Here is a 10,190-nt window from a genome sequence, read left to right as displayed (position 1 = left end):
CCCCCCGAGTGTCACCACGGTGTGGTTCGTCGGCAGCGTCATATGTGTAAAAGAGACAGGGCGAGGCTCAGCCCGCCCCGACAAGCGAGACGCCGAACGTCAACGCCCCGACCGCGCCGTCGAACTAGCGCACAGAAAAAAGGCCCCGGCGCGCAAGCGACCGGGGCCCTGACGGCGTTCAGATCGAATGGGCGGTCAAGCCGCTTGCTTGTGACGCGAAGGGTGGAAGAACAGGGCCTGGCTGATCGCCGCCTTCACCGTTTCCGGCTGGAAGGGCTTGGTGATCAGGAAGGTGGGTTCCGGCCGTTCGCCGGTCAGCAGGCGCTCGGGGAAGGCGGTGATGAAGATCACCGGCACGTCCATGTCCTTGAGGATTTCCTTGACCGCATCGATGCCCGAAGACCCGTCGGCCAGCTGGATGTCAGCCAGGACCAGACCCGGCTTGTGGCGAGCCACGGCCTCAATGGCTTCGTCATGGGTGGTGGCCGCGCCGGTGACGCGGTGCCCCAGTTCCTTCACCAGGCTCTGGATGTCGGCCGAGATGATGGCCTCGTCCTCGATCACCAGAACATCGGTCGCCAGTTCGGCGTCAATGTCGGACTGGGCTTCGGCGATCAGCCGCTCGACGTCGCGGGCGTCGGCCGACAGGATCTGCGCCGCTTCCGACGGCGTGAAGCCCTCCAGCGCGGTCAGCAGGAAGGCCTGGCGCGAGCGCGGCGCAATCCGCAGCAGACGGCTCGAGGCGTCGGTGCGGCCATCGACGCCGCTGACGTCTTCCAACTGCGCCCCGGTCGAGGACCAGATGGCGTGGAAGACATGATAGAGGGCGACGCGCGGCGTCATGTCCGTCGAAAGCTGTTGCTCGCCGGCCGCCAGGGCCTCAAGCGCGACACGCACATAGTTGTCACCCGTCGCCTGGTCTCCGGTCAGCGCCCGTGCATACCGACGGACATAGGGCAGATGCGGCGCAAGTCTGGCCAGAAGGCTCATGCTAGATAGTCCCCGACAAAAATCGCTGTCTCGCCCGACCAGGGCGCAGCGCTACAGCGGGTTGAAACGTATCAAATCCACCACGGTTCCGCACCAAGCCGCAAGCTTGAGTATTTATTCCCAAAATGGGAGGAACCCGGCGGCAGGGGCGACGTTATCCAGTCCGCATTTCTGCACTGCAGTTGGGTGGGCGGTGTTCTGTCTATGATAAATTCTTCCGATTCCTCGCGGCGCAACGACGTCGAAAATGCGGGGGAGGCGGGGCTCGAGGAAGCTCGACTTCGCCAACAGGCCATCGGCGTCAAGCTGCGCCACATGTTCGACGAGGTGGTCAACGAGCCAGTGCCTGACGAATTCCTGGAAATTCTGAAGCGCGCCGACGCCAAGGCGTCGGGCGGTGGCGCATGAGCACGTCTCGCCTGGGAGCCGCCCCGAAACCCGCTTCGGCCGACGACGACGGCTTCAAGCGGGAATTGGTTCAGCTGATCCCTCATCTGCGCGCCTTCGCACGGACCCTGACGGGTGATCCGACCGCCGCCGACGACCTGGCGCAGGACGCCATGATGAAGGCGTGGGACGCGCGGGCCAGCTATCAAATGGGCACCAACATGAAGGCCTGGACCTTCATGATCCTGCGCAACCAATTCTACTCCGAGAAGCGCCGGTCCTGGCGCCAGTCCCAACTGGATCAGGAAGCGGCCGAACGGACCCTGGTGGCGGTCGACGACCCCGAGGCGCCGGTCGCCCTGGACGAACTGCGCCAGGCGCTGAAGACCCTGCCTGAAGAGCAGCGTGAAGCACTGATCCTGGTGGGCGCCGGCGGCTTCGCCTACGAAGAGGCGGCCGAGATCTGCGGCTGCGCGGTGGGTACGGTGAAGAGCCGCGTCAGCCGGGCGCGCCGCGCCCTGGCGGCCACGCTGGAAAAAGGCGGCTATGGCCGCGACGGCAAGGCCGCGGGCGACGCGATGCGGTCGATTCTCGGCGAGGCCGACAGGCTGGCCGGCGCCCGGTCCTGATCCCCGGTGGCGGAAGAGACCAGAGCGGGGGACGCGGACGCGCAGCCGCGACTCGGTCGGAAATTGAACACCGCCCGGTTCCAGGGCATCCGCTTCCGCCTCGGCATGGCCATGGCCCTGGCCCTGCTGCCGATCATCATCCTGATCCTGATCCAGACCCAGGCCGACTTCAGCCAGCAGGCCGAAGATCGCAAGGTCGATCTGCAGCTGGCCGCCGAACGCAGCGCCGGCAGCGCCAAGGCGCGGCTGGACGGCGCGCAGGTCCTGCTGCGCGCGCTGAGCCCCGATGCGCTCGGTCCGTATTGCGCGCCACGGCTGACGGCGCTGGTCGACCGGCTGGAGGGCTATGAGGGCCTGTACCGCCTGAGCCCCACAGGCGACGCGGTCTGCGCGTCGGGGCGGCCGGACGGGGTTCGATCCGGCCTCGCCCCCGCCGCCGGCGCCGACTGGTTCCAAAGGCTGCGACGTGGCGAGGATCTGGTCGTGGTTCGCGCGCCGGCCAACGCCGGCTATCCGGCGGCGCTGATCGTCGCCGTCCGTTCAGAACGTCCCATGGGCCGGTTCGACGGCGCCATGGCCGCCGTGATCCCCCTGTCCGCGCTTCAGCCGGACATCGAGGACCCCGCCCTGCCCTCGGCCTCCGAAGTCGCATTGACCGACGGCGCCGGCCGGATCCTGGTCGCCAGCGATCCCGCCGCCTTCCGCCTGGCGGACGGCGGCGACGTTTCGGGCTGGGTCGCCCGGGCGCGCGACGAGGGGACGGCGGTGTTCGCGGCCAAGGACAGCCGCAACCAGCGTCGCGACTACGCCGGCGCCGTGCTGGCGGGCGGCGACCTGTACGCCCTGCTGTCGGCCCCGGCTCCCGGCCTGCTGTCCTGGGCGCGGCTCAATCCGATCGGCAGTCTGCTGCTGCCGCTGGGCGCCTGGCTGACGGCCTTTGCGGCGGTCATGCTGCTGTCGGAACGCATCTTCATTCGCTGGCTGGACTATCTGGAGCGGATCGCCGCCCTCTACGCCAAGGGCCGGTTCTCGGTGCGGCCGCTGCAGGCGATGAACGCCCCGGCCGAGATCCGCACCATGGCCCGCACCCTGGACGAGATGGCCGAGGCCATCACGGTGCGCGACCGCGAGCTGATGAATTCGATCGCCGAGAAGGACGCGCTGATGCGCGAGATCCATCACCGGGTGAAGAACAATCTGCAGATCATCTCGTCCCTGCTGTCGATGCAGCAGCGGGCCCTGACCGACGCCCCGGCCAAGGCCGCTCTGGGCGATACGCGCCAGCGGATATCGGCCTTGGCCCTGATCTATCGCACCCTGTATCAGAGCGACGACATCCGTCATGCCGACGCGCGCGACTTCCTGACGGAACTGGTCGGCCAGTTGGTCGCCAGCGAGGCGGGGCGCGGCCCGGTCGTCGTCAGTTCGGTGGAGGCGGATTCGCTGCTGGTCGATCCGGACAAGTTGGCGCCCCTGGCCCTGTGGCTGGTGGAGGCCGTGACCAACGCCCAGAAACACGCCTTCGCCGGGCGGGGCGGCGTGCTGAAGGTCCGGTTCCGGGTCCTTGGCGACACCTCGACGCTGGAAGTCGAGGACGACGGCCCCGGCGCCTCGGCCGGGGCGGAGGTCGGGGTCGGACGCACCCTGATGGGTGCCTTCGCCAAACAACTGCGCGGCGAGGCCGAGTTCATCGAGTCGCCCGGCGGGGGGGCGATCGCCCGCATGACCTTCGCCACGCCGGAAGCCCTGTCGCCGACGGACCCCGCAGACAAGTCGGGCGGTCAGGACGGAACCGGGACTGTGCGGTCGCGTTGATAGGCCAAGACCGACAGACTCCCATGTCGGCTCAACCGGAGCTTTCTCATGCGCAAGATTTTCGTACTGGTCGCCGCCGCCGCCGCCCTGACCACCGCCGCCTGCAACACGGTCGAAGGCGTGGGCCGTGACACCCAAGCCGCCGGTTCGGCCGTTTCGGGCGCCGCCCAAGACGCCAAGAACTGATCTTTCGGCGGCGAATGTCGCATTGAAGATGCTTGCAAGGCCCCGCTTCGTCGGGGCCTTGTTCGTTTCAGGACTGCACCAGGAGAACTTCCGTGAACCAGACCGCCCGGAACGCCGGCCTCGCCCTGCTTCGCCAGCACGCCTTGATCGCGGGGGAGCCCGTCCCGGCCAACGGCGGGGGGATCGCGGTCGATGATCCGGCGACCGGAGAGGTTATCGGCCATGTTCCCGATCTGGGCGCCGCCGAGACCGAGACCGCCATTCAGGCCGCCGCCGACGCCTTTCCCGCCTGGTCCCGTACCGACCCGCACAAGCGCGCCGCCTTTCTGCGCAAATGGGCCGAGCTGATCGACGAGAACGTCGAGGGGCTGGGCGCCCTGATGGCGCTGGAGAACGGCAAGCCGTTCGAGGAGGCCAAGGGCGAGGTGGTTTACGCCAACGGCTTCATCAAATGGTTCGCCGGAGAAGCGGAGCGGCTGATCGGCGAGACCCAGGACAGCCCGCTGGGCCATCTGCTGCTGACCTATCGCGAGGCGGTGGGTCCGTGCGCCCTGATCACACCCTGGAACTTCCCGGCCGCCATGCTGACCCGCAAACTGGGCCCGGCCTTCGCCGCCGGCTGCACCGCCGTGGTCAAGCCGGCCAGCCAGACCCCGTTCACGGCCATCGCCCTGGCCGAACTGGCCTATCAGGCGGGCCTGCCTGTCGGCGCCCTGTCGATCGTGACCGGCGAGGCGGCGGTGATCGGAAAGGCCCTGACCGACAGTCCCCTGATCCGAAAACTGTCCTTCACCGGATCGACCGGCGTGGGTCGGAAACTGGCGGAACAGTGCGCCCCGACCCTGAAACGGGTGTCGATGGAGTTGGGCGGCGCCGCCCCGCTGATCGTCTTCGCCGACGCCGATCTGGACCTGGCCGTCGCCGAGACCATCAAGGCCAAGTTCCGCAACTCGGGCCAGACCTGCGTCTGCCCCAACCGCGTCTATGTCGAACGGTCGGTGTCTGAGGCCTATGCCGAGAAGCTCGCGGCCGAGGTGGCGAAGATCAAGGTCGGCCCCGCCTTCGAAGACGGCGTCAAGGTCGGTCCCCTGATCGAGGACAAGGCTATCGACAAGGTCGAGAAGCACGTCGCGGCGGTGCAGGCCGACGGGGGCCGGGTGCTGACGGGCGGATCACGCCATGAACTGGGCGGCCGTTTCTTCCAGCCGACCGTGACACTGGGCGGCAACGACGCCCTGTTCCGTGAGGAAGAGACCTTCGGCCCGATGATCCCGGTCTTTCCTTTCGACAGCGAGGAGGAGGCTCTGGAGAAGGCCAACGCCAGCGACTACGGCCTGGCCTCCTATCTGTTCACCCGCGATCTGGACCGGGCGATGCGGTTCAGCCGCCGCATCGAGGCGGGGATGTGCGGGGTCAACACCGGCCTGATCTCCACCGCCGTGGCCCCGTTCGGCGGGGTCAAACAGTCTGGCTACGGCCGCGAAGGCTCGATCCACGGCATCGACGAATATGTGGAGGTGAAGACGGTGACCCTGGCGTTGCGATAGGGGTCACGCCAAGGCCCAACCCGTCGCTGGGTCGTCGTTCGGCGACGGCGGGCGACGACGGGCCGAAGGCCGCGCGACCCGGGGCGTGCGATTGGCGATCCGACGCCGGACCGCGGCCCGCCACTGATCCGTCTTCGCTTCGATCATCCCTCGAATGACCCGGACGCGAGCGTTCGCCGCGATCAGTCCGACAGCCGCCAGCACCTCGACATAGGCCAGGACGTCGCCGGCCATGAACAACGCCAACTCCAGCGGCAGAAGCTGAATCAGCATCACGGCGCCCAGCACGATGATCGCGTTGCGCAGGGCGCCGCGCGACAACAGGCGCAGGGTGGTGCTCACGACCAGACGGCGACAGCCCGAATGGAGAGTACAGGCCAGGCCGACGCAGACGATAAACAACGGGAGCAGCGGCAGTCCGCCCGCCAGCACCCCCGGCATGGCGACCAAGGCGGCGGTGATCGCCAGGCCGAACCAGATCAAACCGTCGCGATCCATATATCCCCCAGACCAGATGTCCCCATTCGATCTGGGAACCGCCGCTCACACCGGCAAGGCCCCGCGCTTGACCACCGACCGCATGGCCACGCTGGAGGAAACGCGATGGACGCCGGGCAGGCGCGTCAGGGTCTTAGCGTGGACCCGTTCCAGATCGTCGACGTCGCGCACCACCAGCCGCAGCAGATAGTCGGCGCCCCCGGTCATCAGATAGCATTCCATCACCTCGGGGGCGGCGGCCACGGCCTGTTCGAAGGCGGTCAGAACCACCTCGGACTGGGACGACAGGGTGACGGTGACGAAGACGCTGATCGGGAGGCCCACGGCCCGTTCGCTGATCACCGCCGCATAGTGATCGACCACCCCCGCAGCCTCCAGCGCTCGCAGTCGACGCAGGCAGGCGCTTTCGGACAGGGCCACCTGACGCGCCAGGTCGGCATTGGTCATCCGTCCGTCCTGCTGCAGCAGGCGGAGCATCTTCCTGTCAGTTCCGTCCAGTTCGACGGCGGAAACAGTCTTCATTTGGTCAATCCATCGCAGAGACTGCGTATGTACGGCGATCAGGTCGTCAAATGAACAGGATTCTGCGACCCGCTCGGCGCTATATGTGGCGCAACGGCGATCCGCCCGCAGAGACGGACGCTCCCATTATTTCCGGAGAGGTTCCCCATGCGCGTCGGCGTTCCCAGCGAAATCAAGAAGAATGAACACCGGGTCGGCCTGACGCCGACGGCGGTGCGCGAATATGTAGCCCACGGCCATGCGGTCTCGGTCCAGACCGGCGCCGGCCTGGGCGCCGGTTTCACCGACGCCGACTACGAAAAGGCGGGCGCGACCTTGGTCGCCGACGCGGCGACCATCTTCGCCAACAACGACATGATCGTGAAGGTCAAGGAGCCGCAGAAGGTCGAGTGGGAGATGCTGCGCGAGGACCAGATCCTCTACACCTATCTGCACCTGGCCCCCGACCCGGAACAGACCAAGGGCCTGTTGACGTCGAAATGCGCCGCCATCGCCTACGAGACCGTGACGGACGCGCGCGGCGGCCTGCCGCTGCTGGCGCCCATGTCGGAAGTCGCCGGCCGGATCGCCGTCTTCTCGGCCGCCGAGACCCTGCTGAAGCATAACGGCGGCATGGGCCTGCTGTTCTGCGGCGTTCCGGGCGTGGCCCCGGCGCGGGTGCTGGTGCTGGGCGGCGGCGTGGTCGGGCTGAACGCGGCGCGGATGGCCATGGGCCTGGGCGCCGAGGTGGTGGTGCTGGAACGGTCGATCCCGCGCATGGCCTATATCGACGAGATCACCGGCGGCCGGGTCATCACCCGCTATTCCTCGATCGGCGCGATCGAGGAAGAACTGATCAAGGCCGATGTGGTGATCGGCGCCGTCCTGGTGCCGGGCGCCTCGGCCCCGAAACTGGTCAAGCGCGACCATCTGAAGACGATGAAGCCCGGCTCGGTCCTGATCGACGTGGCCATCGACCAGGGCGGCTGTTTCGAGACCTCGCACGCCACGACCCACGAAGACCCGACCTATGTCATCGACGGCGTGGTCCATTATTGCGTCGCCAACATGCCGGGCGCCGCGCCCCGCACCAGTTCCGAAGCCCTGAACAACGCCACCCTGCCCTTCGGCCTGGCCCTGGCCGACAAGGGTCTGGACGCCCTGAAGGCCGATCCCCACCTGGCGCGCGGCCTGAACGTGCTGAAGGGCGAGATCACCTATCCGGCCGTGGCCCAGGCCCTTGGCCTGGAATGGAGCGATCCGTTCGGCGTCTGGGCGCGCGGCTGACCTAGACCGTCAGGGAGACCCCGGCCGCGCCCAGATCGCGGCCGGCGCTCTCGATCGCCCGCACGGCCTCGGCTGCAGCCTGCGCCGCCTGGTCGGCGTGCTGGCGCAGGGCGGGGTCGGTCTCGGCCTGGTGCTGCGCCCGCTTCGCCATGCTCTTGATCTGGCTCGCCAGATTGCGGGCGTCGGACAGGAAGTCGCGATCCTCCTGCTGCGCCGCCCCGCGTCGTGACTGCTCAGCGACGCGCGCCTGGGCTTCCGCCGCCATGCGCCGATACGGATTGTCTTCAGACTTGGTGGTTTCGGGGTTTTTCTCGCCCTCGCCCTCGTCCTCGCCCTTGCCCTTGGGCGCCGCAGCATCCTCATTCGCGGGCGGGGCGGGAGGCTCCGCCGCGATGGGCGTCTCCGTGGGCGCGGTCTCGGTCGCGCCCACGCTAGGGTCCGCCGCCGGCGCCGCATTGGATGCCGCCGAAGAACCGGCGTCGGCGCCGCCGATCTCCGCCGACGCGCCGCCCGATCCCCCGTACATTTTGACTGCGGACTTCAGTTCCTTCGCCAACTGGGCCAGCAGTTTGGGATCGGCCGAGCCGCTCATCTGCAACATGCGGATGCGGGCCTTGATCTGTTCGATCTTCTGCTTGGCGGCCGCCTTGCGCTGTTCCTGGGCGTCCTTAGCGGCGGCGGTGTTGCGCTGCTTCAACGTTTCGACGGCGGAGCGCGCATCGCGCAGCCTGGCCTCGGCGCGCTCCTGCGCCTGTTTTTCGCGCTGGACCCGGCCCTCGGCCAGGACGCTGGTCATGGATGTCGCGCTGGACAGGTTCATGACAGAGAATCTCGTCTGCACCGCTTAACGCTCCATGAACGGCACAGCTCGGCTAGGAAGCAGACAGTAAAATCGGGGGTTGCGACGACAGGCGTGGTCATCTAGCTCTGAAACATGACCCTGTTCGCTCTTCTGGCCGCCCTGACGACCGCCCAGGCCACGGCTTCAGCGCCGCCCGTGGTTTGGGAAACTCCGCCCCGCATTGAAATGCCCGCCAAGGCGCTGGAGACGGGCGTGAAATCCGGCGTCGTGGTTCTCCGGTGCGACTTCACGGCCAACGGCATCCCCACGAATTGCCTGATCGTGTCCGAGACGCCGGTCGGCCAGGGTTTCGGCCGCGAAGCCCTGCGCGGGGTCAGGACTGGCCGGGCTCAATCCGGTCAGGCAGGGATGCGCGAAATCACCCTGACGTTCGAGACACGCTGAACCGAAGGTCACGCCTGTAATTCGCCGTCGTCTTGCGGCATAAGCCCGCGATGAAGTTCCTCGACCAGGCCAAGATCTATATCCGCTCCGGCAACGGCGGCGCGGGCTCCGTGTCGTTTCGACGCGAGAAGTTCATTCCCAACGGCGGCCCCGACGGCGGCGACGGCGGCAAGGGCGGCGACGTCTGGATCGAGGCGGTCGACGGGCTGAACACCCTGATCGACTATCGCTACCAGCAGCATTTCAAGGCCCAGACCGGCCACCACGGCCAGGGCCGCCAGATGCACGGCGGCAAGGGCGACGACGTGCATCTGAAGGTGCCGGTCGGCACCCAGGTGCTGGACGAGGACAAGGAGACCGTGCTCCTGGACATGGACACGCCCGGCAAGATCGAACTGCTGCTGAAGGGCGGCAACGGCGGCTGGGGCAATGTGCGTTTCAAGGGGCCGACCAACCAGGCGCCGACCTACGCCAACCCCGGCCAGGATGGTCAGGAGCGGTGGATCTGGCTGCGGCTGAAGCTGATCGCCGACATTGGTCTGGCGGGTTTGCCGAACGCGGGCAAGTCCACCTTCCTGGCGGCCGCCAGCGCCGCCAAGCCCAAGATCGCCGACTATCCCTTCACCACCCTGGCGCCGAACCTGGGGATGGTGGACCTGTCGCCGTCCGAGCGGTTCGTCATCGCCGACATTCCCGGTCTGATCGAGGGGGCCAGCGAGGGCGCGGGCCTGGGCACGCGTTTCCTGGGCCATGTCGAGCGCTCGGCCAGCCTGATCCACCTGATCGACGGCACCCAGGACGACGTGGCCGCCGCCTACCGGATCATCCGGGGCGAGCTGGAAGCCTATGGCGAAGGTCTGGCCGAAAAGGCCGAGATCCTGGCCCTGAACAAGATCGACGCCCTGACGCCCGAGGCGCGCGAGGAGAAGGCGGCCGAGCTGGAGGCCGTCGCCGGTCGTCGGCCCATGCTGGTCTCGGGCGTGTCGGGCGAAGGCGTGGCGGCCCTGCTGGGCGCCGCCTGGGCCGAGGGGAAGAAGACCCCCGGGGCCCCGGCGGGCGGAAGGGGCGGCCGCCAGACCCCCGGCCGGCGGCCCTGAAAACCCC

The 10,190-nt window shown here is 67.9% G+C and carries 12 protein-coding genes; 8 read left to right on the top strand and 4 right to left on the bottom strand.

The window, feature by feature from the left end:
• Positions 1-195: 195 nt before the first annotated feature.
• Positions 196-990: a response regulator gene (locus ER13_RS13400; RefSeq protein WP_008262700.1), complete on the bottom strand. Its 795-nt coding sequence runs from the start codon at positions 988-990 to the stop codon at positions 196-198.
• Between the two features lie 204 nt (positions 991-1,194).
• Between ER13_RS13400 and ER13_RS13395 the strand changes: the two genes are divergently transcribed.
• The 5 genes from ER13_RS13395 (at position 1,195) to ER13_RS13375 (ending at position 5,554) form a co-directional block, all read left to right on the top strand.
• A complete protein-coding gene (locus ER13_RS13395; RefSeq protein WP_035309987.1) occupies positions 1,195-1,398 on the top strand; it encodes a NepR family anti-sigma factor in 204 nt (67 codons plus the stop codon).
• Positions 1,395-2,006, top strand: a complete 612-nt coding sequence (locus tag ER13_RS13390; protein ID WP_008259301.1) for a sigma-70 family RNA polymerase sigma factor — start codon at positions 1,395-1,397, stop codon at positions 2,004-2,006. Before ER13_RS13395 ends, ER13_RS13390 begins: the two co-directional genes overlap by 4 nt.
• A gap of 105 nt (positions 2,007-2,111) precedes the next feature.
• The gene (locus ER13_RS13385) at positions 2,112-3,821 is read left to right on the top strand and encodes a sensor histidine kinase (protein ID WP_052005115.1); all 1,710 of its coding nucleotides are present in this window, start codon (positions 2,112-2,114) and stop codon (positions 3,819-3,821) included.
• Positions 3,822-3,869: 48 nt separating this feature from the next.
• Positions 3,870-4,007: an entericidin A/B family lipoprotein gene (locus ER13_RS13380; protein WP_008264300.1), complete on the top strand. Its 138-nt coding sequence runs from the start codon at positions 3,870-3,872 to the stop codon at positions 4,005-4,007.
• Between the two features lie 92 nt (positions 4,008-4,099).
• Positions 4,100-5,554, top strand: a complete 1,455-nt coding sequence (locus ER13_RS13375) for an NAD-dependent succinate-semialdehyde dehydrogenase (protein ID WP_035309983.1) — start codon at positions 4,100-4,102, stop codon at positions 5,552-5,554.
• Positions 5,555-5,557: 3 nt separating this feature from the next.
• Here the strand turns inward: ER13_RS13375 and ER13_RS13370 are convergent, their stop codons facing one another.
• On the bottom strand, positions 5,558-6,052 hold the full coding sequence (locus tag ER13_RS13370; RefSeq protein WP_035309981.1) for a hypothetical protein: 495 nt from the start codon (positions 6,050-6,052) through the stop codon (positions 5,558-5,560).
• A gap of 45 nt (positions 6,053-6,097) precedes the next feature.
• Positions 6,098-6,574: an Lrp/AsnC family transcriptional regulator gene (locus tag ER13_RS13365; protein WP_035309979.1), complete on the bottom strand. Its 477-nt coding sequence runs from the start codon at positions 6,572-6,574 to the stop codon at positions 6,098-6,100.
• A 147-nt stretch (positions 6,575-6,721) separates the two neighbouring features.
• On the opposite strand from ER13_RS13365, the gene ald reads away from it, so the two are divergent.
• Positions 6,722-7,840, top strand: a complete 1,119-nt coding sequence (gene ald / locus ER13_RS13360) for an alanine dehydrogenase (protein ID WP_035309978.1) — start codon at positions 6,722-6,724, stop codon at positions 7,838-7,840.
• 1 nt (position 7,841) lies between these two features.
• Here the strand turns inward: ald and ER13_RS13355 are convergent, their stop codons facing one another.
• Positions 7,842-8,660 (bottom strand): hypothetical protein, encoded by an 819-nt coding sequence (locus ER13_RS13355; RefSeq protein WP_035309976.1) that lies wholly within the window; start codon positions 8,658-8,660, stop codon positions 7,842-7,844.
• Positions 8,661-8,774: 114 nt separating this feature from the next.
• Here ER13_RS13355 and ER13_RS13350 point away from each other — a divergent pair, with 114 nt between their 5' ends.
• Both ER13_RS13350 and obgE read left to right on the top strand, forming a co-directional pair.
• Positions 8,775-9,086, top strand: coding sequence for an energy transducer TonB (locus tag ER13_RS13350; RefSeq protein WP_008260429.1), 312 nt, complete (start codon positions 8,775-8,777; stop codon positions 9,084-9,086).
• A gap of 50 nt (positions 9,087-9,136) precedes the next feature.
• The gene (obgE, locus tag ER13_RS13345) at positions 9,137-10,183 is read left to right on the top strand and encodes a GTPase ObgE (RefSeq protein ID WP_052005111.1); all 1,047 of its coding nucleotides are present in this window, start codon (positions 9,137-9,139) and stop codon (positions 10,181-10,183) included.
• The last annotated feature ends 7 nt before the right edge of the window (positions 10,184-10,190 follow it).

It is taken from the genome of Brevundimonas sp. EAKA, from assembly GCF_000698025.1.
Lineage (GTDB): Bacteria > Pseudomonadota > Alphaproteobacteria > Caulobacterales > Caulobacteraceae > Brevundimonas > Brevundimonas mediterranea_A.
The sequence above is the reverse complement of the archived record's forward strand: the minus strand, read 5'-3'. Positions and strand labels throughout refer to the sequence as shown.

Excerpts from the sequence above, each read along its gene's own strand:
- ER13_RS13395 (WP_035309987.1), top strand. The coding sequence starts at position 1,195 with ATGATAAATTCTTCCGATTCCTCGCGGCGCAACGACGTCGAAAATGCG.
- obgE (WP_052005111.1), top strand. The coding sequence starts at position 9,137 with ATGAAGTTCCTCGACCAGGCCAAGATCTATATCCGCTCCGGCAACGGC.
- ER13_RS13370 (WP_035309981.1), bottom strand. The coding sequence starts at position 6,052 with ATGGATCGCGACGGTTTGATCTGGTTCGGCCTGGCGATCACCGCCGCC.
- ER13_RS13355 (WP_035309976.1), bottom strand. The coding sequence starts at position 8,660 with ATGAACCTGTCCAGCGCGACATCCATGACCAGCGTCCTGGCCGAGGGC.
- ald (WP_035309978.1), top strand. The coding sequence starts at position 6,722 with ATGCGCGTCGGCGTTCCCAGCGAAATCAAGAAGAATGAACACCGGGTC.
- ER13_RS13385 (WP_052005115.1), top strand. The coding sequence starts at position 2,112 with ATGGCCATGGCCCTGGCCCTGCTGCCGATCATCATCCTGATCCTGATC.
- ER13_RS13390 (WP_008259301.1), top strand. The coding sequence starts at position 1,395 with ATGAGCACGTCTCGCCTGGGAGCCGCCCCGAAACCCGCTTCGGCCGAC.
- ER13_RS13380 (WP_008264300.1), top strand. The coding sequence starts at position 3,870 with ATGCGCAAGATTTTCGTACTGGTCGCCGCCGCCGCCGCCCTGACCACC.
- ER13_RS13400 (WP_008262700.1), bottom strand. The coding sequence starts at position 990 with ATGAGCCTTCTGGCCAGACTTGCGCCGCATCTGCCCTATGTCCGTCGG.
- ER13_RS13365 (WP_035309979.1), bottom strand. The coding sequence starts at position 6,574 with ATGAAGACTGTTTCCGCCGTCGAACTGGACGGAACTGACAGGAAGATG.
- ER13_RS13350 (WP_008260429.1), top strand. The coding sequence starts at position 8,775 with ATGACCCTGTTCGCTCTTCTGGCCGCCCTGACGACCGCCCAGGCCACG.